The organism is Hymenobacter terrenus (assembly GCF_000972495.1).
Taxonomy (GTDB): Bacteria; Bacteroidota; Bacteroidia; order Cytophagales; family Hymenobacteraceae; genus Hymenobacter; species Hymenobacter terrenus.
This window is the reverse complement of the sequence record NZ_LATM01000017.1, coordinates 41,210-65,871: the sequence shown is the minus strand read 5'-3', so window position 1 is coordinate 65,871 and position 24,662 is coordinate 41,210. Positions and strand designations below refer to the sequence as shown.

General features: G+C 57.0%; 20 protein-coding genes. 6 read left to right on the top strand and 14 right to left on the bottom strand.

All coding sequences use genetic code 11. The features are described 5' to 3' along the window. Positions 1–2: 2 nt before the first annotated feature. Entirely contained in the window at positions 3–881 is an 879-nt protein-coding gene (locus WX88_RS18200) for a hypothetical protein (RefSeq protein WP_046245829.1), read from the bottom strand. Between the two features lie 116 nt (positions 882–997). After that, positions 998–6,559 (bottom strand): alpha-2-macroglobulin family protein, encoded by a 5,562-nt coding sequence (locus WX88_RS18195; RefSeq protein WP_046245828.1) that lies wholly within the window; start codon positions 6,557–6,559, stop codon positions 998–1,000. 141 nt (positions 6,560–6,700) lie between these two features. On the opposite strand from WX88_RS18195, the gene WX88_RS18190 reads away from it, so the two are divergent. Beyond that, the gene (locus WX88_RS18190) at positions 6,701–7,564 is read left to right on the top strand and encodes a M28 family peptidase (protein ID WP_046245827.1); all 864 of its coding nucleotides are present in this window, start codon (positions 6,701–6,703) and stop codon (positions 7,562–7,564) included. A gap of 108 nt (positions 7,565–7,672) precedes the next feature. Here WX88_RS18190 and WX88_RS18185 read toward each other — a convergent pair whose 3' ends face one another. The 6 genes from WX88_RS18185 to WX88_RS27960 all read right to left on the bottom strand — a co-directional run bounded on the left by WX88_RS18185 (position 7,673) and on the right by WX88_RS27960 (position 13,334). Beyond that, complete coding sequence (locus tag WX88_RS18185; protein ID WP_046245826.1) at positions 7,673–8,719, bottom strand: alkane 1-monooxygenase; 1,047 nt, start codon at positions 8,717–8,719, stop codon at positions 7,673–7,675. A gap of 99 nt (positions 8,720–8,818) precedes the next feature. Beyond that, positions 8,819–9,091, bottom strand: coding sequence for a DUF167 domain-containing protein (locus WX88_RS18180; protein WP_046245825.1), 273 nt, complete (start codon positions 9,089–9,091; stop codon positions 8,819–8,821). 20 nt (positions 9,092–9,111) lie between these two features. Beyond that, complete coding sequence (locus tag WX88_RS18175) at positions 9,112–9,861, bottom strand: endonuclease III domain-containing protein (RefSeq protein ID WP_046245877.1); 750 nt, start codon at positions 9,859–9,861, stop codon at positions 9,112–9,114. A gap of 140 nt (positions 9,862–10,001) precedes the next feature. Then, a complete protein-coding gene (locus WX88_RS18170; RefSeq protein ID WP_156176245.1) occupies positions 10,002–10,967 on the bottom strand; it encodes a hypothetical protein in 966 nt (321 codons plus the stop codon). 364 nt (positions 10,968–11,331) lie between these two features. Continuing rightward, positions 11,332–11,742, bottom strand: a complete 411-nt coding sequence (locus WX88_RS18165; RefSeq protein WP_046245823.1) for a response regulator — start codon at positions 11,740–11,742, stop codon at positions 11,332–11,334. Between the two features lie 101 nt (positions 11,743–11,843). After that, positions 11,844–13,334, bottom strand: coding sequence for a sensor histidine kinase (locus tag WX88_RS27960; RefSeq protein ID WP_052732834.1), 1,491 nt, complete (start codon positions 13,332–13,334; stop codon positions 11,844–11,846). An 82-nt stretch (positions 13,335–13,416) separates the two neighbouring features. Between WX88_RS27960 and WX88_RS18155 the strand changes: the two genes are divergently transcribed. Further along, entirely contained in the window at positions 13,417–14,238 is an 822-nt protein-coding gene (locus tag WX88_RS18155) for a TrmH family RNA methyltransferase (RefSeq protein WP_046245822.1), read from the top strand. Between the two features lie 8 nt (positions 14,239–14,246). On the opposite strand, the gene WX88_RS18150 is transcribed toward WX88_RS18155, so the two are convergent. Continuing rightward, positions 14,247–14,762, bottom strand: coding sequence for a DUF6630 family protein (locus WX88_RS18150; RefSeq protein WP_156176244.1), 516 nt, complete (start codon positions 14,760–14,762; stop codon positions 14,247–14,249). A 115-nt stretch (positions 14,763–14,877) separates the two neighbouring features. After that, the gene (gene typA / locus WX88_RS18145; protein ID WP_046245820.1) at positions 14,878–16,689 is read right to left on the bottom strand and encodes a translational GTPase TypA; all 1,812 of its coding nucleotides are present in this window, start codon (positions 16,687–16,689) and stop codon (positions 14,878–14,880) included. A gap of 239 nt (positions 16,690–16,928) precedes the next feature. On the opposite strand from typA, the gene msrB reads away from it, so the two are divergent. The 3 genes from msrB (at position 16,929) to WX88_RS18130 (ending at position 18,863) form a co-directional block, all read left to right on the top strand. Then, positions 16,929–17,477, top strand: a complete 549-nt coding sequence (gene msrB, locus WX88_RS18140) for a peptide-methionine (R)-S-oxide reductase MsrB (RefSeq protein WP_082116135.1) — start codon at positions 16,929–16,931, stop codon at positions 17,475–17,477. Between the two features lie 159 nt (positions 17,478–17,636). Then, a complete protein-coding gene (locus WX88_RS18135) occupies positions 17,637–18,428 on the top strand; it encodes a DUF3050 domain-containing protein (protein ID WP_046245819.1) in 792 nt (263 codons plus the stop codon). Positions 18,429–18,545: 117 nt separating this feature from the next. Then, positions 18,546–18,863 (top strand): hypothetical protein, encoded by a 318-nt coding sequence (locus WX88_RS18130; protein WP_156176243.1) that lies wholly within the window; start codon positions 18,546–18,548, stop codon positions 18,861–18,863. A 104-nt stretch (positions 18,864–18,967) separates the two neighbouring features. On the opposite strand, the gene WX88_RS18125 is transcribed toward WX88_RS18130, so the two are convergent. Continuing rightward, positions 18,968–19,702 (bottom strand): hypothetical protein, encoded by a 735-nt coding sequence (locus WX88_RS18125; RefSeq protein WP_046245817.1) that lies wholly within the window; start codon positions 19,700–19,702, stop codon positions 18,968–18,970. 230 nt (positions 19,703–19,932) lie between these two features. On the opposite strand from WX88_RS18125, the gene metG reads away from it, so the two are divergent. Next, the gene (gene metG, locus WX88_RS18120) at positions 19,933–21,975 is read left to right on the top strand and encodes a methionine--tRNA ligase (RefSeq protein ID WP_046245816.1); all 2,043 of its coding nucleotides are present in this window, start codon (positions 19,933–19,935) and stop codon (positions 21,973–21,975) included. A gap of 112 nt (positions 21,976–22,087) precedes the next feature. Here metG and pth read toward each other — a convergent pair whose 3' ends face one another. From pth to WX88_RS18105, 3 genes are all read right to left on the bottom strand, one after another. Further along, positions 22,088–22,654 carry an aminoacyl-tRNA hydrolase gene (gene pth / locus WX88_RS18115; RefSeq protein ID WP_046245815.1) on the bottom strand — a complete coding sequence of 189 codons (567 nt, stop codon included), beginning with the start codon at positions 22,652–22,654 and terminating at the stop codon, positions 22,088–22,090. A 172-nt stretch (positions 22,655–22,826) separates the two neighbouring features. Continuing rightward, on the bottom strand, positions 22,827–23,399 hold the full coding sequence (locus tag WX88_RS18110; RefSeq protein ID WP_046245814.1) for a 50S ribosomal protein L25/general stress protein Ctc: 573 nt from the start codon (positions 23,397–23,399) through the stop codon (positions 22,827–22,829). 96 nt (positions 23,400–23,495) lie between these two features. Continuing rightward, positions 23,496–24,560 carry a DUF6340 family protein gene (locus WX88_RS18105; protein WP_156176242.1) on the bottom strand — a complete coding sequence of 355 codons (1,065 nt, stop codon included), beginning with the start codon at positions 24,558–24,560 and terminating at the stop codon, positions 23,496–23,498. Positions 24,561–24,662: the final 102 nt, after the last annotated feature.

Here is a 24,662-nt window from a genome sequence, read left to right as displayed (position 1 = left end):
GGTTAGGCTTCGGTGCCGGCGTATACGATTTCCCGGGGCGGAAACAGGCGGTCGACCAAGTGGTGCAGGCGCCAGCGGGTATTTTTCAGCATCTTCTTCACTGGGGCCACACGGAAATCAAAGCTGGCGAGGGCAGCCAATTCGTCAGCCACGGTGCGCTGCTGTAAGTGCGATTCCAGCAGGAATGCAGCAATGTGCTCGTTCCACTCATCTTTGGTGCTCCAGTAGTGGCCGATGTAGGGCCGGGCGGCGTGCAGCGGATAGGTTTCGGCCAGCGCCACCGACAGTGCAAACTGTTCGATGAGCCGGGGCGTTACCTGTTGCCGGTTGAAATCGTCGCAGATATTCAGGGCCAGAGCAATGGTCTCGGTGGCTTTTTCGGCCGGAATACCCACCACGCCCGCGTTCCACATGGCGTGGCGCTCGTGGAGGCGCACCCCGCCAAAAGACTGTCCCTTGATTTGCTGCCACATGCGCTGTTCGGTTTTGGAACGGGCCTCGGCCAAGGTGCCCTCGGACTCGTGCATGAAGGCCCGGCCCGCCTCCAACTCGGCCGAGAGCTGCGGCAGCGAGCCGTGCAAAAACGTGTCGGAATCGAGGTAGAGTAGGGTCTGATCGGGCTGCTGCCGGGCCACGTGCTCCAGCGCCTTGATTTTGATTCGCCAGAAAAAGTCGAACTCTCCTTTCCACTTCCGTATGGTGGCCTCATCAATGGGTAGCACCGTGACGTGCCCTGCCAGATGCTGGTAAAAGCCGGGCGCATCGGTCACCACCGTGATGCCACTCAATGCCTCCCCCTGCCGCAAAAAGGAAAGAATAGAGAAATTAGCTTGGAAATGATTCTTGACGTTGGCGCCAAAAACGAGATATAGCAACTGCATGAACGGACGCAAGATGAGAAATGGGAGCCAAAATAAACACCTGCGCGGCGGGCACCGGCCATAGGCTGCGGACAACCAAGGCTGATGTGCCAGTATTCAGGACGAGGCCAAGTCTATTATTTCACACTCACCACTCCAGACCCGTTGTAGGAATGGTACTCCGCGTTATACATCGCGTCGGCATTCACGGGGCCGAGCTTGAAAGTGCCCTTCGACACCGCACGACAGAGGTAGTAAAACGATTTCGGTGAGCCCGTAGCAGTGGTGAAGAGGTTAATCCGGTCGTCGCGCACATCCAGGTAATCGGGTTGGGTGGCATCGGTGGCCCAGTTCAGCTCCCGGAGGGCGCCGATGCGCGGGTTCTCAATCTCCAACCCCGCTGGCAGCAGGTCGGTAATGGCCACGTTTTTGATTTCGCCCGCTGCGTCACCGGCTTCGAGGGTAATTTTCACCACGACTAAATCATTCTGCTGGAAGGTGGGGGAGCCCAGCGGCTGGCCGTCGCGGTTGAGGAAAAAGCGCCGCACTTTCAGGTAAGCATCTTCCTCCCGAACCTGCCCGCTGGCCGAGATGCCCTCGGTTTCCCAGAAGTAGTAGAGGCTGCCTTTGCCGGCGGTGCGGATGCTCACGTTGCGGTTGGCCACGTTGGTTATCGTCAAGTCTTTGCCGGTGAAGTTGCCCGCTGGCTTGCCGTTGATAGTGAGCGTGGCGGTGGCAGTGCTCCGGGCATTTTGGCGGGCTATTTTGCCGAGGGCCAGCAGGGCGAAGGCGCTTTCCTGCGTATTGAGCCAGCTGGCCTGTCTCAGCTGGCGGCTGAGCTGGCGGGCCAGGATGGGCACCTGCGGGTTATTTGGGTCGGTCGTGACGAGGGCATTCAGCACTAGGCCTTCGTCGCGGATGGGCGAATAGAAGGAGCCATCGAGCGCCCGCCCGGCGGCGGTTTCGCCCCCAAACCGGGTCGGTAGCAGCTCGCGGAACTGGCGTTGGTTGCCGAGCAGGCCCTGGGTGCAGGCCAGCAGGAACCTAGAGTCTTCGGCCAGCAGCGGGCGGTTGGCGCGGTAGTAGTTTAGGGCCACGGGGTCTTGCCGGCCAGCCAGGGCTAGCACGTAGAGCGAGTAGGCAATTTCCTTTTTGGCGATGGTGCGCTGCCGGGCAATGTGGCTGACGTCGAAGTACTGATAGTCTTCGGTTTCGCGCTTTTTGAGGCGGAAAGCCAGGTATTTCAACACTTTGTCGAGAACCGATTTATTCACTGCGAAGCCTGCCTGCTGAGCTTCTTGCAGGAAATGCGCCGCGTAGGCCGTGGCCCACCAGTTGTCGTAGTCGCCACCCGGCCAGTAGCTGAGGCTGCCGTTGTAGAGCTGCATGGCCTCAATCTTCCGGATGGCCTCCTGTACGTGGTAATTGGGATTGTAACGCTGAGCCTTGGCCGCGGCCCCCGTTTTCTGCTGCAAAGTGGACGCCAAATCCCCATAGTACAGCTGCGGGAAGGCGGCCGACACCGTTTGCTCCAGGCAGCCGTAGGGGTATTGCAGCAAGTAGCGCAGGTCCTTGCTGAACTCCGTCAGCGGCGAGCGACTCACCACCAGCCGGCTGGTCAGCGAGGAGGGCAGGAAGTCGGTTTGCAGATTGAGCGGGAGCGTGGCTCCACCAGCAATTATGCCGCTGCCAGTGCGCTTTTCGAGCGAGGCGGCGGGGCGAATCGGGAGTTCGGTTATTTCGGTAAATTCCTCGATTACGGTTGCATTATCTGTGTGGTCATTCCTGTATTTCACAATAGCAGCCTTCACTGTAATTGCTGCCTCCCCAATACCAGTAGCCACGTAGCGAAACCGCACCCGTTCTTCCGCGTTCGGTGCTAGAGTACGAGAGTGATAAATGTCCTCTGATTCTACATAGCTAGTGCCTTTTTTAGGAGCACGTAATACAGGGCCTTTTGAGATGCATCCGACGCTGATTTCGAGTTTCTTATTCGTTGTATTCGTCAGCGTTACCGGCACGTCAATCGTGTCGTCGGGGCTCATAAACCGCGGCAGCGCCGTCGAAATCACCACCGGGTCGGCCACCTTCATCGTGAATTCGGCCGAGCCGAAGCCGTCGTCTTTATAAGCAACTGCCATGATGCGGAGCGCCCCACTGAACTGCGGCACGCGGACTTTGTAGCGCACTTTGCCGTCGCCGTCGGCGGTGAGCACGCCGCTCCATTTAGCCACCAGCTTCACGCGGCGGTTGGGCACGGGGTTGGTGCGGCGGGCCATGTCAGCAGCGTCGCCACCGCTGCTGCTGGTACCCAGCTCCGGCAGGATGAACGGGTACACGTCAAATGCCGATACTTCCAGGGCGCGCTTCTGGTAGAAGTAGGCGTGGGGGTCGGGCGTCTGGTAGTTTTTGAGCTGAAGAATGCCTTCATCCACTAGGGCCAGGGTGACCTGGGCGCGGGGCGCGGTGTTGACTTCCACGGTCTGCCACCTCTGGGAGCGACTGGTGGCGGGCGCGGCAATGGCTACGGCCAGGCGCGAATCGGCCTTCTCAACGGTGAGCGGCAGGAAGCCGCGGGCCACGGTGAGGGGCAGGCGGTCGGTGCCATTGAGGGCGCGCACGGCCGTCGCTGTCACGTACACGTTGGGCACGTGTTCAGCTTTGATCGGAATTTCTACCTCGGCCGCTTTGCCGTCGGTGTTTACGTAGAAATGGTTGAGCACATTGGCCCGCTCTACCGTCACCAGAATGCGGCCCGCGAAGGGCGTTTTCAGCAATAGCTTGGCCGTTTCGCCGGGCTCGTACTTGGGCTTGTCGGCCTCAATGGTTACCTCGCCCTCGGTGTTTACCTCGAAGGCATTAGCCTGTGTGTCGCCGTAGCCGTAGGCGTAAAACTGCTGCGTGACGAAGCTGCTGGCGCCCGGCCGGCTGATGCGTACCTCGTATTCGCCCGAATAAATGGGCGTGAAGCTGAAGCTGGTTTCGGCGCCCACGGTGCGGGTTTGGTTCAGAATGGTTTGGGCCCGGCGCTGCGAATTATAAACGTAGCGGCCGCCTTGGCGCTCCAACACGGTTTCCCAGAGCATGCGCACCACTTTCACTTCGGCCTGGGCCGTAGTAGGCCGCTCAGTGGGGGTAAGGGCTAGCAGCTTCACCGTCAGCGGCTGCCGGGTGCCAACAAGGCTGGGCAGATTCTCAATGCCGAACATTGTGGCTTGGGTTTGTACCTCGAAGCTGGCGAGGCGATTCACGGGCCGGCCGGTTTCGTCGAATACCGTGGCGAAGGCCACACCTTCCAGCGTACCAAAATCGGTGTAGTTGGGTACGGTGTAGGTGGCCGTGCCGTGGCCGGCGGCATCGGTGGTGCCTGCGCGCACGGTTTTGCCAATGCGTTCAGGTGAGCTGCTAGCCCAGCCATGGCTGTCAATATCGCCGAGGCTGGTGCTGCTACTTATATCGAAGCTATAATTCGGGTATTTTTTGGGGCTAAAGCTCTTCTGCTTCAAGGAGAATTCGACCTCAAATTTGCGGTCAGCGGCGGGCGGGCCAAATAGGTTCACAGCCGTGATATTGGCCGTCGCCTCTTGCTCCGGTTTCAGTACCTTGGGCGTGGTGGTTACGGTCACCTTCATGCGGTCCGGAATGAATTCTTCCACGCTGATTTGGCGCGAAGTCAGCAGCACGTCATTGCCGGTGAGCACCTCCATGGTGTATAGGCCCGTCATGATGGTCGGCGGCAGGATAAAGCGGCTCTCAAACGAGCCGGCCGCGCTCAGCTTCTGCTGCAAGCTGCTGTATTCCTTACCCGAGGGTAGCAGCAGCCGGATTTTTAGCGGTAGGCCCGTGGGTGGGGTTTTCCAGTCCTCAGTCCGAATCACGGTGTTAGTCCGCACTGTGTCGCCGGGCCGGTACAAGTTGCGGTCGCCGTACAAAAACGCCTGGTAATGGGCCGCGTTGGAAGTCATACCACCCACCTCAAACCGCGAGGTTTCGACCCGGCTTTGGGTCAGGTCCAGAAATGAAAAGTCGGCATCCGTCACCGCCGTAACCATGCCCAGCGAGAAGCGCTTCATCGACGCGGCCGAATCGAACTGCGCCACGCCCGATTTGTCGGTGGTAGTGGTGCCAATCACCTGATTGTTGGAGCTGACCAGATTCACCGTCACGCCGCTCATCGGCTCGGCCGTCCGGATAGAGTTGGCAAATACCACCGTACCGCCGGTCGCGCCCTGCTTCACAATCAGGCCCACGTCGGTCACGGCCACCAGCTTGCTTACTTGCAGCCACTGGCGTTCGGTGTCCTGCACCCGCACCACATACAGGCCCTTCATTGGCCCCTGAAACTCCAGCTCTTTCAGGTTGAGGTTGAGCAGGCGCAGGCCCGCCTCCTTGGGCAGGCCATCCACCGAAATCGTGCGCTCCGACAGGATGTTGCCCACGGTTTCGGTGTCGTAATACCGGAAGCTGCGGTCCACGTAGTCGCCATTTTCGTCGGTATTCGATTCGCGGGGCTCGTCCTCGTCATACTCAGGATAGCCGTACTGCTTTTCGCCCCGCAAAAATTGCTGGATGTTGTTGGCGTACACCTTGGCAATGGTCACCTTCACTTTCTGCACCGCGTTGATGCGCAGGCCCAGGTTGCGGGCCCCCAGCGCATCGAGGTACATGGCCTTGTCGGTGCTGGTGAAGCTCAGGCTCGGGTGCTCGTCGCCAAACGATACGGCCTGACTAAAATTTTCGCTCAACGAGCCGCCCAGCAGGCCGCGCGTACCCGCCGATAAGCTTATCTGATAGGTTTTGCCCACCTCAAACCCGCCGCGCAGGGCAAAGCCGCTCTCCAGCGCTTCCGCCGAAAAAGCCACCGTGGGCGTCACTTTCAGGTTGGCCTGGATGTCGGAGGCGGTCACGGGTTGGTTCAGTAGCACCGTTACCACGGGTTGGCCGTTGAGCAGCGAGCCAGTCAACTCCCGCACTTGCAGCTCGCTTTGGTCGGGCACTTCGGCTTGGGTGGTGAGGGTTTGTTCGGTGGCCTTGGTGCCGGCGGCGGGGCGCAGTCCCGGGGCAATGTCTATTTGCAAAGGTGAGCCTTGGCGCACGTCCTGCATGAAGCTCACCGCGACGAGCTTATCAGGCTCCGCCGAATTGATTTCGACCGCCACTGGGTTGCCATCCTGGGTCACCTTCAGCCGCGACCTCAAATCGGAGGGCCGCACGGGGTAGTTGAACACGAGGTTGGCGCGCAGCTCGGCCGTGCCAGCGGCCCGCTTCGAGCTGCCGTAGAACACCTGCGGCGCGCTCATATCCAGGTACGGCGTGTGGAATTTGGCCCGGTTCAGCGCCAGCTTTTGTTTGTCGCTGGGCAGGGTTTCGGGCCGCAAAGCGGCCTTGAACACCGTGCTGGGCCGGAACGGCTCCAGCGGTGAAAACGTCAGCTCCCGGTCACCCGTCCACTTAAATTTGCCGCGCACGGCCGGCGAGAAGCTGACGTAGCGCGTGGTGTCCCAGCGGTTCTGCTGGGCCTCGTCAACCACCTTCTCGTCGAAGGTGAACACGAGGTTAGAGTAGGGGTCGATTTCGTCGCCATCCGTTTGTAGCTGAGCGGCGGCTTGCTCCTGGGCGGTCTTTTTGGAGCACGATGACGCGGCGAACAACGCCAGAAAAAGCAGCAGCGGGAGCCGCCGCAGAGAGTTGGAAAGCATAAATTGCGAAGCTGAAGCGTAATAGTTCGGAAAGGTAGAAAAAACCCGATGTTACTTAGCATCGCCCCAGGAATTAGTAATCATTATCCGCCCCAGGGCCCAGAAAACCGTATAGACTTCGCCTATTCTTCCCGCCTCTCCATGCAAGCAGACCAGACTCGCCTCCACGCCGATGTACAGTTTTTAACCACCCTGCACCCCGCTCGCAATTGCCACAACCTCGGCTCGCTCAACAAAGCCGCCGACTACATCAAGGCCGCTTTTCAAAAGCTCGAATGCAGCGTTACGGAGCAGAATTTCTACGCCGAAGGCCGACCCTACCGCAACATTATTGCCTCCTTTGGGCCGCCCGATGCCGAGCGTATCATCATCGGCGCGCACTATGATGTGTGCGGCGACCAGCCCGGCGCCGACGATAACGCCAGTGCCGTAGCCGGCCTGCTCGAAACCGCCCGCCTTGTGCACGAGCACCGTCCTCTGCTCCGCCACCGTCTCGATTTTGTGGCGTATCCCAATGAGGAGCCGCCCTATTTTGCCACCGAGCACATGGGCAGTGCCGTGCACGCCAAAGCCCTGCACACAGCCAAAGTGCCCGTGCGCGCCATGCTCTGCTATGAGATGATTGGTTACTTCAGCGATGAACCCAAGTCGCAGAACTTTCCCAACGAAGCCTTGGCCGCCCAGTACCCCAGCACCGGCAATTTCATTGTGGTAGTGGGCAAAACCGGCCAGGAGCAGTTCACCCAGCAAGTGCAGGCCCTCATGCAGCCCCACACTGGCAAGCTCGACGTGCAGCGGATCAACCTGCCCGAAGCCATGGGCCTTGCCGGCCTTTCCGACCACCGCAACTACTGGCGCCACGGCTATGATGCCGTCATGATTAACGACACCTCCTTCCTGCGCAACCCCAACTACCATCAAAAAACCGACACCATTGACACACTGGATTTCCCGCGCATGGCCCAGGTCGTGAATGGCGTGTTCGGGGTCTTGCTGGGGTTGTAGAGAGCCGGTTACACCAGAGCTACGGCTATGCTCAGCAGGACGGGCTGTTTGACCACTTAGTAATTAGTAGCTATTCCGGAAGAGCAACGAGTATGATCAGAACGGCTGCTAATTGTCAACCGGCACTCGCTTATTCATCACCCGAAACCAGAGGGGCGGCACGGTGGCTAGCAGCATCATGCCGGGGTAGCCAGTGGGCATCTGGGGGCTAGCCGGCTGGTGGCGGAGCGTCTGATAGGGCCGGGACGCCTGGTAATGGTGGTCGGAGTGGCGGGTCAGCTCGTAGAGTAGAATGCGGCCTAGGGCGTGTTCAGAGTTCCAGGAATGGTGGGGCTGCACCCGCTCATATTGGCCCGGCCGCGTTTGGCGGCGCAGCAGGCCATAATGCTCAACGTAGTTGACCAGCTGAAACAGCACGTAGCCCACCACTGCTGCTCCCAACCAGGCCAATAAGCCTGCCAGCCCAAACCACCCCACTACCAGCCCCGCCAGTAGTACCTGTACCATCTGAAATTGCAGCATCTGATTGCCTACTGACCACAGCGCCCGATCCTGCCGCCGCAGCCGCTCAACCTCCAGGTCCCAGGCCGAACGGAACTCACCGAGCACCGCCCGGGGCAGAAAGCGCCAGAATGCCTCATCCAGACGGGCAGTAACCGGGTCGAGGGGCGTGGCCACGTGGCGGTGATGGCCGCGGTTGTGCTCAATGAAAAAGTGTGGGTACCACGTGCTCAGCAGCAACGCCTGCGCCAAGCGCTGCTCCCAGCCGCGGGAGCGGTGCCCCAGCTCGTGCGCCACGTTGATGCCCAGTGCGCCGCAACAAATACCAACGCTGAATATCGCCCCCGCAATTTCGAAGGCCGAGAAGTTCTGATTCTGAAGCGAGTATAGAAAAAACGCCAACAACCCGTATTGCAAAGGCACATTTAGGTACAGCAGCCCGTCGAAGAAAATATGTCGCTTGGTTTCGGTGGCGGCTGCTACGCCGGCCTCGACCCGTACGGGTGGCCGCAACCACTCTACCAAGGGCACCAGTCCAAAAGTGTATGCGAGGGTAAGCCAGGTAAAAGCGCCACCTAGCACCAGGCCCAAGGCGGCCGTAAGCGGCAACGTATAAGCAAATAAATAGCGTAAGTCACGGAAGCGGGAAAGCATAACCAGTAGATTTTGAAGTAGTGTATAAACTAACAGTGGTTAACTGTCTAAATATACCCAATCTCCGCCTGAAATTTCATGATTTCGCTCATGGGGCACTTATTCCGCTTGATATCGAGCCAATATTGCTCTCAACCGGGCCTCGTCTATGTCGGCTAGCGCCACCTTCTTAAAAGGGGCCGTGTGGCCACTCAGCAACTGCACGCGGCTTCTGCTGGTGTCGAACACCTCCGCTAAGAAGGCCAGGAGCACGGCATTTGCTTGCCCTTCCTGGGGCGGCGCTTTCAAGCGTATGGTCACGCCGCCATCGGCCGTCACTAGTAGCTGGTTGGCCCGGGCATTGGGCTTGGCGCGCAGGTGCAGGATGGCCATTGGGGCGTGCTGAACGGTTTTTAAGCCTGCCCCAACCGTTGCTGCCCAAACGGGCACTGGTCGAGCACCACGCAGCGGTGACAGGCCGGCGCGCTAAAGTAGCAGCATTTCTGGCCGTGAAACATGAGGGCCTCGTGGTGGTCATACACTTGCTGAGCGTCCCAGCCAGGTGGGAGCAAGGCTTCGAGCAGCTTATGAGCGGGCCCTTCGCCCACCTTGGGGCCAATGAGGGCGAGACGCTGGGCCACGCGGTGATGGTGACTGTCTACGGGCATGGCCGGAATGCGCAAGGTGCTGAAAAGGAGTGTGGCCGCGCTGGTTTTCGGCCCCACTCCGCTGATGCTTTCCAGCCAGGCCCGCGCTTCGGGAATAGGCATTTCAGCCAGAAAATCCAGCGAGCAAGGAGCATCGGTGCCGCAGCGCTGGCTTATTTCGCGCAATACGGCCTGGATGCGCGGCGCTTTCTGCTCGGGCCAGGTGCAGGACCGAATGGCGTGCTGCACGCCCTCCGTCGGCGCATCGCGCACCGCTTCCCAAGTCGGAAAAGTAGCCCGCAACTCCTGATACGCTCTGTGCGAGTCGGCATTCTTCGTGCGGTGCGAGAGCAAAGCACTGACCAGCTCGCTCAATGGGTCTTTGGTGCTGAAAAACGGAAATGGGGCACCGTATTCAGCACACAACCGCGCGTGCACCAACAGCGCCTTAGCTTGGCAGGCGGCAAAATCTGTGGCACGGGCTTCGGCAGTAGTGGGTGCGGCGTTCGGTTTCATGCCTGACCTACGCGGGCTCTTAGGGTAGAGGTTGCCCAACGCGGCGTTTATCTACGTTTATTGAGGAACAAAGCAGCCTACCTGGTTCCCTGCTCAAGGAGCAGGTGCGTAGGCGCACGCCATATTCTAAAGTCGTCCTGTCATCGCACCGCGTTGTACAATGCAATTGCTTGGCGCTGGTTATTAGCTTGCTTGCCTTGAAGGACAATAGGCACGATGAACACCGGGATAGCGGCGTACACGAGGGGAGAAATAGACGTGCCGCCACCATCGTTACGCACCGACTGCAGCAAGCCCGCTACCAGCAGGCCCCCACCTAAGACATAGCTGGCCACAGTAGCCTGTTGATAGCGCCGCGATTCCAGCAGCAGTTGCTGCGCGCCGGCATTGTCGCGGGTGGCTAGCAGCAAGTTCTTGGCCGTCAGGTTCTGAATCGGGCCGTTGTCTTTAGAAAAATATTCGGTTTTGATGGTGCGGTAGCCACCGTAAGGGTAGCCACCAAAGCCGCCGTACCCGTACCCTCCGTAGCCGGGGTAGCCAAAACCCCCCGGCCCCGAGCTGTATTGCGAAGTAGTGATGGAATACAAGCTAATGCGCCCCGTCTTTTCGCGCCGCAAAGTGCTTTCTCGCGAGGAATTAGGCAGCGTCGTACGCACGTAGTGGCCGCTCTCATCCTCGTAAAAACCAACTTCTGCCAACTCAAATCTGCGCTGCCCGTCCAGCAGCAGGTAGGAACGGCCAAACAGTGGACTTTTGGTTTCTACATCATTGGCGGAGTACACCATACCATTTTTCAAGCCTACCTGGAAGCGAGCAGGACGGGAATTATTGCCTGGTAACTGGCCCGCCGGCGTAGGTGCATACATCGGCGCGGGGGCTGTCATGGGGCCCGGTAGTGGCGTCGTTACGGTGGTGCGCCGACTGCTGTCTGGTGGTGCCACCGGCACGGTCTCTAACTGGCGTGGAGCGGGGGCCGTGCTGGGGCGTGCCGGGGCCGGCAGGGCAGGTGGCGCCCCCAATTGACGCGGGCCATCATCTTGGGCCTGAACGGGGTGCCCAAATGATAACCCCAGCAATACAGCCGGCAAAAAAGCAGGAACTCTCATAGAAGTAAGGGCAGCAGTAAAGGCAATCGCGCTGAACAAGGTAGCAATACCCGGCAAATAATTCAGGCACACCCCAAAAGTCAAGGCTCAGCCACCAAACCGGCGAAAAAATCAAACGAGAGGGAGTGATTCTAAATTCCGCCGGCTCACCGCAAAACTGGCCGCTATTTCAGCTCAGCATACATCTAACGTTCGCTCTTCAGCGGATAGGGCATAGGTGGATGAAGTGTGGTGTTGGCGCACGTCGGTGATGCGGGCAACGCCACACTTCGCAATATATTCTAACAGCGAGTCGCCCCTCTTGCATGGCTATTCCAGACCTTCCGGGAAATCTAATTCTGCTACCAACTCCAAAATTTCGCCGCTACTTCAGTAGCCGCTCCAGGAGGCTCAGGCTGTCGGCTAGGTCGGGGCTACTTTCAAAATCCAATGGCTTGATGATGTAGCCACTCACGCCCAGATTTTCCGCGTTCAGCCGGTCTACATCCATGTTGGATGTGGTCGTGATGAACACGGGAATGTGTTGAAAGTCAGGATTACCTCGCAACTCGGCCAGAAACTCGTGCCCGTTCATGCGGGGCATGTTCAAGTCGAGCAAAATTACCTCCGGCAGGGGCCGGATGGCTTCGGCGCCGTTGCGGCCCAGCAATAAATCCAGGCCTTCCTCACCGTTGAAGGCCGTGTAGAGCCGGTGGGGAATGTTGAATTTGGCGAAAGACTTCTCCGCCGTCATTGTGTCAAAAATATCGTCTTCGACTAGTAGAACTGAACGCATAGAATGAGGAAAAAATAGGTCTGGGGCAAAATAGGTTCTTCATAAAAACTGCCGGCGTGCATAAGCTCAAAACCGGTCAGACTAGTTCCGATTAGTTGAGTTTACTTTGGCCAGGTAAAGATAAAGCCGGCGCCCAGACCCAGGGCCGATTCGACACGAATAGTGCCCTGATGCTCGTCAATGATTTTCTGTACAATACTTAAGCCAATGCCCGTGCTTTCGGCTGTGTGCCGGTCGCGCAGCGTTTGGAAAAGTAGAAAAATTTTCTGGTGGTATTCCGGCGCAATGCCTGGCCCGTCGTCCTGCACTCGAAACTCGTAGTAAGCGCCGCTTTCCTGGCACGTCACTTCCAGGTGCCCGGCCCCGCGCTGATGGTACTTCACGGCGTTGCTGAGTAGGTTGGTAAATACCTGCTGCAAACCCAGCCGGTCGGTGGTGAAGGCCGGCATACCGGGGCCGATGCGCAGGGTGAAATCAGTTGGTACTACCAATTCCGCTACCTCACCCAGCAGTTGGGCTACGTCGACGGTTTCGGGCGTCTGAGCGGTGCGACCCACGCGGGCATACGCCAGCAGGCCGTTTATCAGGTCTTCGAGGCGGCTGAGGCGGCCCTTCATCTGGTCGAGATAGGTGCGGAGCTGGGGCGAGAGCTCGGCCGCCAACTCATCTTCAATCCATTTCACAATAGTTGTTACGCCGCGCAGCGGCGCCTTTAGATCGTGCGAGGCTACGTAGGCAAATTGGTCCAGCTCCAGGTTGCGCTTTTCTAGGGCGCTGAAGCTGGCGTCCAGCGTCTGGGTCATGCGGTTGAGCGATGTGGCCAGTCCGCCCAGGTTGTCTTCGGCCGTGTCAGTAATCTTCACCGTGTAGTCGCCTTGTACTACCTGTTCCGCCAACGCCCGAATTTGAGCGATGCGCCGGCTGACTTGGGCGTTGATGTCGGCCAACTCAGTCTGCAAGCGGCGATTATCGGCCAGTTCTTTTACAATCTTTGTTATCAGCCACACTACAATCAGTACCGCCAGCACCGCCGATACCAGCACCACGATGGGCGTAGCCTTTTCGAATATATTTTGCAATGCGCTGCGTTGGGCCAGCATCGCCATTTCCTGTGCCTGAATCCGTTCGTAAAGCACGCGCACTTGGCGCAACGTTTGGCGGTCGGTATCGAGCAGAGTTTCCATCGCCGACTTGCTCATTGACTTGTTAATCTGAGTTAGCGGGCGCAGGATGCGGAATTCCTGCTCCACCAGCCCCCGTAGCGAGTCGAACCGGGCCTTTTGGATTGAATTATCAGCCGTCAGCTCAGTCAGCCGGTTCAGGCTGGCTGGGAGCAGTCCGGTGGCTGTGCTGTAGGGGCGTAGGTACACCGTGTCGCCGGTAAGGAGGTAGCCGCGGGTACCAGCTTGCGCGTCCTTGAGTACGGCAGTCACGTTGGCGACTTCCTGCATTACCTTGTAGGTGTGCTCCACCCGGTCCGTTTGCACGCTCAAGCCCCGAATACTCCAGAACGAAGCGGCTGCCGTGAACAGCAGCACGCCCACCGCAAAGGCTAGGCCGACAATAATTTTAGGGTCAATTCTTGATTTCATTGGTTGCGAAGGTAATGGCCCGCCCTACGCCTGTGTTGGGGTTAAGGTTGGGGCCGCCGCGCCGCCGGGTATCTTTGCGCCTATGCCGTTTGTCCCCTCCGACCGCCTCAGTAGCCCCCAAAACCCGCGCATCAAGCAGTTGCTGCGCCTCCAGCAAAAGTCCGCCGAGCGCCGTGCTCTGGGCCTTACGCTAGTGGAAGGCCTACGCGAATTAACAATTGCCGTTGAAGCCGGTGTAGCCATTGCTGCCGTGTATTCCTGCCCCGAGCTGGTCGGTGATGCGGGCTCCCAAGAACTGCAAGCCCTGTTTGCGGGCAGCAATTCGGCCCCCGAGTGGTTTGAAGTCACGCGTCCCGTCTTCGAGAAAGTCGCTTATCGCGAAGGCTCCGACGGCCTGCTGGCCGTCCTCCGTACCCCCGCCCGCACCCTTGCCGACCTGCGCCTGCCCCCGAACCCACTCGTCATCGTGCTCGAAGCCGTGGAGAAGCCCGGCAACCTCGGCGCCATCCTCCGCACCGCCGACGCCGCCCCCGTCGACGCCGTTCTCATCGGCGACCCGCGCACCGACTTGTTCAACCCCAACGTCATCCGGGCCAGCATCGGCTGCGTGTTCACCGTGCCCACCGTAGCCGCGCCAGTAGCTGATATTCTGACTTTTCTACAAGAAAAGGGTATTCGCACCCACGCCGCTGCCCTTGCACCCAATGCCCGAAACTACACTGAGCACGACTTCCGTGGCCCCACTGCCTTGGTCATGGGCACCGAAGCCGATGGCCTGACCCCCCAAATGCGCGAAGCCTGCGACGAAACCATTATCATCCCCATGCGCGGCCGCATCGACTCGCTAAACGTGAGCGTAGCCACTGCCGTGCTCACATTCGAGGCCGTGCGGCAGCGCGGGTAGGAGAGGTGCTAATATACCGTCATGCCAAAGCCCAGCTCTTTAGCCATTTTTCGGGCCTCATCGGCCTGCGCATCGGCTACTATGCTCAAGGCATAAGAGTCGCTATCCAGCGTAAATAACACCAGTGCCAGGCCAAGGGGCTCTAGCAGGTCTTGCACAATGTCGAGCGCTTCGGGACCAGTTACGGTAGCTCGCCTCCAAGCCGGCTCATCCAGTCGCACGGCCCGGCGCTGCTGCGCCAGGGTTTCGTTAAGGCCATAAACTAAGTCGGCTGCTGGGTCTTTCCAGTCGCTTTCCCAAAGCAACTCCTCGCTCAATAGTGCATCAATTAGGGCTAGGTCGCGCATTTCTTGCGCTGGTAACTCGGCCTCAACACCACGCTCTTCCAACTCTTCCGCAAACTGCTCCTGGTAAGCTGCTGGGTCGCGGAGAACAAGCGTCAGTCGCTCACTTACGCGCTGGGTAGCAGCGGCATCATTGAGTGTGAAGAGCTGCACAAACTGCTGTAAGTTCAGTTGATTCATGAAAGTGAAATTGCTTGAAAAGTTAAACGGCATCCAAAGAAAAAGGGCGCGACCAAAGCCGCGCCCTTCTCAACAAGTAATCCGTCAAATCAGTCGAATCCGACCAAATCCGTGATTATTCGGCCTGCTTGGCGTAGCGCAGACGCTCGTTTTCGTCGAGCAGAATCTTACGCATCCGCACCGACTTCGGCGTTACCTCCAGGTACTCATCCTTCTGGATGTATTCCATAGCTTCTTCCAGCGAAAACTGGCGCTTAGGCACAATCTTGGCATTTTCGTCCGAGCCCGAAGCACGCATGTTAGTCAGCTTCTTACCTTTCTGAATGTTAATAGTCAAGTCGTTCGGACGGGTGTGCTCGCCGATAACCTGACCCGCGTACACTTCCTCGCCCGGGTCCACGAAGAAGGAGCCACGGTCCTGCATCTTGTCGATGGTGTACGCGGTGCCGGGGCCCGTTTCCAGTGAAATCAGCGAACCCGCGATGCGGCCCGGAATCGGACCCTTGTGCTCTTCGAAGTCAATGAAGCGGTGGTTCATGATGGCCTCGCCGCCGGTAGCCGTCAACACGTTGTTACGCAGGCCAATGAGGCCCCGCGACGGAATGCGGAATTCCAAGTGCTGCAAGTCGCCCTTGGGCTCCATGATGGTCATTTCGCCTTTGCGCATGCTCACCAGCTCAATCACCTTGCCGGCGGTCTCCTCGGGTACGTCCACCACGAGCAATTCCATCGGCTCGAGGCGCTTGCCGTTTTCGTCTTCCTTGTAGATAACCTGGGGCTGGCCCACTTGTAACTCATAGCCCTCCCGACGCATGGTTTCGATGAGTACCGACAAGTGCAGAATGCCACGGCCAAACACCAGGAAGGTGTCTTCCTTATCGGTCACCTGCACGCGTAGCGCGAGGTTCTTCTCAGTTTCCTTGAACAAACGGTCCCGCAAGTGGCGCGAGGTCACAAACTTGCCTTCCTTGCCGAAGAACGGCGAGTTATTGATGGTGAACAGCATGTTCATCGTCGGCTCGTCGATGCTGATACGCTCCAGCGCCTCGGGGTTTTCAAAGTCAGCCAGCGTATCACCAATGTCAAAGCCCTCTATGCCCGACACGGCGCAGATTTCGCCACTGTTTACTTCGCTCACCTTGTTCCGCCCCAGGCCTTCGAACACGTGCAACTCACGGATTTTCACTTTTTTGATGGTGCCATCGGCCTTCATCAGGCTCATGTTGGCACCCTCTTTCAGGGTGCCGCGGTGCACGCGGCCGATGGCGATACGACCCACGAACGACGAGTAGTCGAGCGAGGTAATTTGCATCTGGGGCGTGCCTTCCAGGGTTGGTGCCGGCGGAATCGAAGCCAGTACAGCGTCCAGCAGCGGGGTGATATTGTCGGTTTTAACTTTCCAGTCAGTGCTCATCCAGCCCTGCTTCGAAGAGCCGTACAGCGTCACGAAATCCAACTGGTCCTCGGTAGCGCCGAGGTTAAACATCAAGTCGAATACCTGCTCGTGCACCTCGTCGGGCCGGCAGTTTTCTTTGTCTACTTTGTTCACCACCACAATAGGCTTCAGGCCCAGGTCAATGGCTTTTCCGAGCACGAAACGGGTCTGCGGCATGGCGCCTTCAAAGGCGTCCACGAGCAGCAGCACGCCGTCGGCCAGCTTCAACACCCGCTCTACCTCACCGCCGAAGTCGGCGTGACCAGGAGTGTCGATAATGTTGATTTTTACGTCTTTATAGCGAACCGATACGTTCTTCGAAACGATGGTAATGCCGCGCTCCCGCTCCAGGTCGTTGTTGTCGAGGATGAGGTCGTCGAACTGCTGGTGAGCGTCGAAAATCTTAGATGCGTGGATAATTTTATCCACCAGGGTGGTCTTGCCGTGGTCAACGTGAGCGATGATGGCAATATTCCGAATGTTCTGGGCCATGTGTTGTGTTTTTGCGGGTGCAAAGGTACGGATAAAAAGGTGCAAAGCCTTGTGTTACTCAAGTATTAAGAGGCAGGCAGCGGAGACAAGTGGCCGCGCCAGCCGCAACGCGCCAAGCCTGTCGCCCTAAATCCGTTAGCCGGGGTGTAAGGTTCCCAACTGGTTTGCGTCTACCTCGCCGACCAAACTCGGGCTTGCCGTCGTATGTTGGTCATTCAACAATCCACTCATTCTCAACCATGCGCTTCTCTTTGCTGTTGCTATTTGTCTCTGTGCTCTCTCTCAATGTGGCCTGTTCGCAAAAACGCGATGTGGCAGTCAATACGTCCCACTCCGCCCGCCCCGTAGCGGGCAAAACCTATTTCAAGCCTAAGCCCGTTACGGGGAAGCCCGACGAGTTTCCAGTGCGCAAGACGGCGGCAGAATGGCGCAAAGTGCTGACTCCCGACCAGTTTTATATTCTGCGCGAAAAGGGCACTGAGCGGCCATTTACTGGTAAATACCACGACAACCATGCCGTCGGCAACTACTACTGCGCCGCCGACCACAACTTACTTTTTTCCTCTGATACCAAGTTTGAGTCGGGTACGGGTTGGCCTAGCTTCTTCGCACCTGCTACCGAAAACAGCGTGAAAGTTGCTTCCGATAATACCTTTGGCATGAGCCGCGATGAGATTGTGTGCGCGAAGTGTGGCGGTCACCTCGGCCATGTTTTTGATGACGGACCTAAACCTACGGGGCAGCGCTATTGCATGGACGGGAATGCGCTGGTCTTTGAGAAAAAATAGCGTACCCTGGATTTTCCTAGGAAAATTCATAAATAGCGCCCTTCTGGCAATCCGTGTCAGGGGGCTTTTTCGTATCTAAAACAGCCTAAAATCAACAATTTAAGAGATGGGGAATTATTCTATTTTATTAGAAAATTTATATAAAAGCAAGCTTTGTCTATGTGCAACGTCTTAGATCCCATCGAGTACCTGCAACGGGAAGTGGCACCTACTCGCCGTCTATTGCTCAATAACGGGTTGTATTACCGGCTCCAAACTTTGCCCGATTTGCGGCGATTTATGGAGCATCATGTCTTCGCCGTTTGGGACTTTATGTCACTGCTTAAGTCGTTGCAGCGGGATTTGACCTGTGTGCAGGTGCCTTGGGTACCCACAGCTAATGCCGCCACCCGGCGCCTCATCAACGAAATCGTGCTGGGAGAAGAAAGCGACATTGACCCCGAGGGCCGGCCAACCAGCCATTTTGAGCTCTACGTGCGAGCCATGGAGGAATGTGGTGCCGATACCGCCCCGATTCATCGACTGGTAGCCGCGGTGGCAGCGGGGCGCACCATCTCACAAGCACTAGACGCGGCTCGGATGCCTGATTCAGTGCGTCAGTTTGTTGAAACTACATTTGCCATCATCCAGTCTGATAAACCGCACGTGGTGGCGGCAGCTTTCACTTTCGGCCGTGAGGACCTGATTCCGGCCATGTTTCGCCAGCTGGTGGGCGAGTTACGCGACCGGTTTCCGAGTCAGCTCGATACGTTTACCTATTATCTCGACCGCCACATTGAGCTTGATGAGGAAGTGCACGCTCCTCTGGCCCAGCAAATGGTGCGCGAGTTGTGCGCCGAAGACCCCGAACGCTGGCTGGAGTGCCAGCAGGTTGTCATTCGTTGCCTCGAAGCACGCATGGCGCTTTGGGATGGTATTAAGCCCCAAAAAATTAATTGCGTACAGGCCTAGCTTCGCCAACCACAACACCACAAGCCGCGTTTGAAGCAGGCGGCCTACTCTGGCCCGCATTTTCATGCGTTGGCAATGATGAACTTTCGTCTTTTCACAAACTCCGCACGAGTGGCTTTGAGTACGGTACTGCTATCGGCCTGCACCGCTTCCGAGCAAACGGCCGAAACTGCCACGCCCACCTCGGTGCCCACCCAAGTCCAAACCGATGCCGACCGACGCGCTATTTACAACAGCAGTGGCAACGGCAATAATGCTGCCGTGCCCGATGCTACTCCCAATCGCGTCCGTTTGGGTGAGCAGGCAGCCGACATAAACCGCCTAAAGCGCATCGAGAACGTCAATACCAACGACCCCAATACCACCACGCCCGAAACCCGTCTACAGCGTCTTAAGTACGATCCGCCCGTCGATACGACCCGCCGTCGACCTTAGACCCTAGTTGCAGTTTACGACCCACTCCCGCATGCAAAAGCCCGATCCAATTTTAATTAGGACCGGGCTTTTGCATGCGGGAGTGGGTTGCCGAGGAAGAAAAGCTATGCGCTTACTTCGTTGGTGCTAGCGCTATCAGCAGGATTCAGTATCGTATTGCTTTCTAGTGTCGGGGTGGCTTGAATGCGCGGTTTGGGCCCGCGGCGGGCGCCAGTGGCGGGCGTGCCAGGTTTGGGCCCGCGCCGGGCCCCCGTAGCGGTAGCTTTAGTCTTGGTGGCTGCGGAGCCGGGCTTGCGCCCACGGGTTTTGGGGGCTGGCGTCTCGGTTGTGGTATCGGTAGCAGCATCCGTTGCGGCGTCAGTAGTGTCGGCTTGGGATGCACGCAACTTGCGAGAGCCACCATCTTTACTTAGCGCTTGTCCTTTTTTACGGCCGCGTTTGGCTTTGCCGCTGTCGTCGTCACTGCCATTATCGGCGGCGCCGTTGCTGCCCGATACCGAATCGTAGTGCCGGACGATGGTGTGCAGAGCCTGCTCAAACATTCGCTCCGTGTCGCTATCTAGGCGGCGTGTGGCCTCCTTAACTACTTCCTTCAGCTTGGCCTTCGTTTCTTTGCGGATGCGAGCCACCACTTCGTTCATGCGGTTATTCAACTCTTTTTGCAATTGCTTAGCCGCCGATTTGAGCGATTTTTTCTGGCTGGCCTTTTTATCGGCCCGGTCATCGTTCAGAACAGATGCAGCGTTGCCAGCATCTTTTGCTGATTTGCGCGCTGTCTTTTCTTCCAATGTGTATTTGGCGCGTTTTTCCGTTTTAATTGGAGCAGCAGGCTTTTTCATTTGAATGGTTAATGAAGGGTGAGAAGAGGGGGCGGTGCCTATTTAAGCTTCAATTTAAAATTAGCCGCGCTCAAATATAAAATGAATTAATTGTCAAACGGCCTGCCTGTTTTTTTGTTGATTTAATTTCTGCGCTTTTTTTCATCGTTCTCTTGCATCGTGTGAATAAGTGCTAACTCTTTTATTTAAAGACTTAGCACTTAGTTGCTACGCTTTTCCTTGTTTGTTTTATGTCAGTTCTTCCTAAGCGTTACACGGTTACCGCTGCTTTGCCCTATGCCAATGGCCCGGTGCATATTGGCCATTTGGCCGGAGTTTACTTGCCCGCCGACATTTATGTGCGTTATCTGCGTTCGGCTGGTCGCGATGTTAAGTTTATTTGTGGCTCCGATGAGCATGGTGTTCCAATTACCATTCGGGCTCAAAAAGAGGGGGTGACGCCGCAGCAGGTAGTCGATAAGTACCACACCCTGATTCGTGATTCGTTCCGAGATTTCAATGTGTCGTTCGATGTGTATTCCCGCACTTCCTCAAGCACCCACGCCGAGGTTTCCAGCAGTTTTTTTACCAAGCTGAACGACGCTGGTCAATTTATCGAACAAACGACGCAGCAGTACTTCGACGAGCAGGCCCAACAATTTCTAGCCGACCGCTACATTGTGGGAACTTGCCCTAATTGCGGTAATGAAAATGCCTACGGCGACCAGTGCGAGCGCTGCGGCACGTCGCTTAGTCCAACAGAATTAATTAATCCGCGCAGTATGCTCAGCGGTGCGCAACCCGTGTTGCGCGATACTAAGCATTGGTTTCTGCCTCTCGACCAGTACGAGCCCTGGCTGCGCGAATGGATAGTTGAAGGCCACAAAAACGATTGGAAAGCCAACGTGTACGGCCAGTGTAAATCCTGGATTGATCAAGGCCTGCATCCCCGCGCCGTAACGCGCGACCTCGACTGGGGCGTGCCGGTGCCAGTGCCCGGCGCCGAAGGTAAAGTGCTCTATGTCTGGTTCGATGCTCCCATTGGTTATATCTCTGCTACCAAAGAAGCGTTTCCGGATGAATGGGAATTGTATTGGAAAGATGCCGATTCCAAGCTCGTGCACTTTATTGGTAAGGATAATATTGTTTTTCACTGCATTATTTTTCCGGTAATGCTGAAGGCGCACGGGGAATTTATTCTACCGGATAACGTACCCGCCAATGAGTTTCTCAATCTGGAAGGTGATAAAATCAGCACCTCGCGCAACTGGGCCGTGTGGCTGCACGAATACCTGGCTGATTTCCCCGGCCAGGCCGACGTATTGCGCTACGTGCTGTGCGCCAATGCTCCTGAGACGAAGGACAACGATTTTACCTGGAAGGATTTTCAGGCGCGCAACAACAACGAATTAGTTGCTACTCTTGGAAACTTCGTGAACCGGGCTACCGTGCTCACGCATAAATTCTTCGAAGGAAAAGTGCCCGCCTTGGGTGAATTAACGGCCATTGACCAAGATGCTTTTGCGCAACTGGCAGAGTTTCCCGCTAAGATTGGGGAGCTAATTGAAAATTACCGTTTCCGGGATGCATTGGCTGAAGTGATAAACTTAGCCCGTTTAGGAAATAAATATTTGGCTGAAACCCAGCCCTGGCATCTCATCAAAACGGATGCAGCCCGCACGGGTACCGTGTTGCACGTGGCGCTGCAAATAGCAGCGGCACTGGCTCCCGTGCTGGAGCCGTTTCTGCCTGAATCGGCCCGCAAACTGGCTGCCATGCTCAACCTGGAGTTGGGTAACTGGGCCAGCGCCGGCCGTCCCGACGCCCTGGCTGCTGGCCATGAGCTGCGAGAGGCTGCCCTGCTGTTTGCCAAAATCGAAGACGCCGTTGTGGAAACGCAGGTGCAAAAGCTCCTTGATACTAAAAAGGAAAATCAGCTCGCCAGCACGCCCGTAACGCCCGCCAAAGCGGATATATCATTTGATGCTTTTGGCCAAATGGATTTGCGTATCGGCACGGTCGTAGCTGCCGAGAAAGTAGCGAAGACCAAAAAGCTGCTGAAGCTAACCATAGACCTCGGCCTTGAGCAGCGCACCATTGTGAGCGGTATTGCCGAGCATTTCATTCCCGAGGCCCTGATTGGCCAGCAAGTACAGGTACTCCTCAACTTGGCGCCCCGCGAAATCAAAGGCATCCAAAGCCAGGGCATGCTGCTGATGGCTGAAAACGCGGATGGCAGCCTGGCCCTGATGCAGCCGAGCAAACCGGTACGCAACGGCAGTAGCGTGGCGTAAGCAAAACAGCTATTACATGAAAAAGGCGCGGCCCATGGGCCGCGCCTTTTTCATGTAATAGCTATAAAGCCAGGCCGACAGTACCTCAAGAAAGCTACGGTGCTCGTGGGCATTATTTCACGTTTACCAAGTTCATGGCCCTTTCTAATCCCAACGCGCCGAATGCCAGAACGGCATCACCCGCTTTTTCAATGCGGGTTGGCAGCTCAATTAATTCGTCGGCCGAAAATGGATTGAGCACGTAATCTACTTGCCTACCCTTGGGGAAATTAGCGTCTACACCAAATCGCAGCCGCGCATAAACATCGGTGCCGAGCGTGGCTTGAATGTCTTTCAGACCATTGTGCCCCCCGGCGGAGCCTTGCCCCTTCAGGCGCAGCTTGCCGAAGGGGAGGGCGAGGTCGTCGGTTACAACCACCATATTTTCCACTGGAATTTTGAGCGTGGCCAGCCAGTGGGCAGCCGCTTTGCCGCTCAGGTTCATATAGGTGGTGGGCTTCACCAGCGCGTAGGTGTGGCCCTTATGCTTGATTTCAGTAGTAAAGGCATGGCGGCCAATTTCAAACCGTGGCGCGTCAAATTTGGCGGCCAGATAATCGGCCACCATGAAGCCGATGTTGTGGCGAGTATCAGCGTACTCTAGGCCAATATTGCCCAGGCAAAGAACCAGAAACTTCATATCACGGATTTAGTCGGATTTCATGGATTACCAGTTGGCCTGCGGTGCATTCGCAGGAGTAAGCCCTTGTATTAAAAAAGCCGCCCCAAAATTGGAGCGGCTTTTTTTAATGTATCGGAAGTTGGTCAGGAGAATCCGTGAAATCCGAATAATCCGACTACATCCGTGATACTTATTTGTTGCCGGCCATTTCGCCTTTCAGTGCACGCGGTATGGTGATGGTGGCAATGGGAGCTTCCGCGCTGGTCAGAATAGTGTAGTTGGTGGGCTGCACGGCACCTACCTTGATGGACTTACCGAGCTCCAGGGCACCGATGTTCACTTCAACGTAGTCGGGGAGGTTTTCCATGGTGGCGCGCACGCGCACTTTGCGCAGCTTGCTTACCAGCTTACCACCGGCCAGTACGCCGGGCGACACGCCCACGTATTTCACGGGGATGTCCATTTTCACCTCTTTGCCTTCCTCCAATTCCAGGAAGTCAACGTGGAGGAGCATTTCGTTCACGGGGTGAAACTGGGCGTCCTGCACGATGGCGCGGTACAGGGTGCCTTCCACGTTCAGGTCCACGATGTGAGCCTCGGGCGTGTACAACAACTCGCGGAACAGGATAGCGGGCACAGAGAAGTGCACGGTGTCCTTGCCGCCATATAACACGCACGGTACTTGAGCGTCGAGGCGCAATGCCTTGGCGTCCGTTTTACCGAGATTCGCTCTTTTAAACCCTACAATCTCGAGGCTTTTCATAAAAAGAATTGGTTTGGAATGAATTAACCGCCCGACAGCCTTTGTCGAAACGGGCCGCAAAGGTACATCTGCCGCGCGGCTAAACCAATCCGATTCTCATTTTTCGACCGGTAGGCTCTTCAACTGCTCTTCAATCAGGGCGTATTCCTGCTGGCGGAATTGCAGCGCACGCAAATAGCTGCGGGCGGGGCGGTTGTTGCAGGTGTAAGCCGATTTCTTGGCCCATTCAATGGCCTCGGGCAGGTTGCCACGGACTTCGCTGGCCACCGCGAGGTTGAAAAAGGCACGGCCGGCAATTTTGGGATTTAAATTTTTCGCAGCCTGTTGCCAGATAGTAGCGGCTCCTTGCCAGTCGGCAGCGCCAGCGCGCACGCTGGCCTGGCGCATGAGTTCATTCTTTTTAGCGCTGGTGAAATAGGTGCGTTGAAGATTGACGTAAGACGGTGCGATGCGGCGTGCATACTTATCGCCGGCTAACTGAGCCACGCGCCGGATGCAATCGGCCGGAGGTGGCAGATGGCGCAAGGCCTCCTGGTAGGTATCGCCTTCGCCCACGAAAGCCAAGTGGTCCTCCTGCTTGGCTTGGTCGACGATGAAGCCCTGGGCCGCGCTGTACGTCCGAAAGCCCGTCACTACCTTCATTATCATATCGACGTGCACCGTCGGTACTTTGTGTTCCTTGCCTTCTCTGTCTTTGTAGGTTCGCTCGCCGTTGGTGCGGGTCAGGCCCATGTCCGAATCAAAGGCTTCGAGCACCACAAGACCATCAACATTAGTTTGGCGGCAGAGGCTTTTGATGTAGCGGGGCTCCAGTGGTGGCAGAAAAAACTCCCGGGAGCGCCCCATCAGTTGCAATTGCGCCTGCGTCACTTTGAAGCGGAAACTGTTGTTAGCCAGGGCTTGCCCCACCACGTTCACGCATTCATCAGCCCCGGCCCGGTCTACCCCAATGCCTTCGCCCGTGAAAGCGCCTTCAAGCACATCGAAGAACTTGGTGCGGCTGGAGGCTGGAATAATACGGTTGGCCGTGGCAATGCTTTGCACATTATCAGGCATTTGCACAGCAGCCGGAGCCAGGGCGCGGATTTGAATGGTAGAGGCGCAGGCGCTCAAGAGCAGTGCCGTTAGCGCACCCAGGGTAGGGTAAATGAATTTGGTCATAGCATTGGCAGAAATACGGTTATGCAAGTATTCTGCAAAATTGTGCCAAAGTTGACCGAAAGACGAGATAAAATTTCCGTTCAGGCTGCTGCTTGCGAGGGA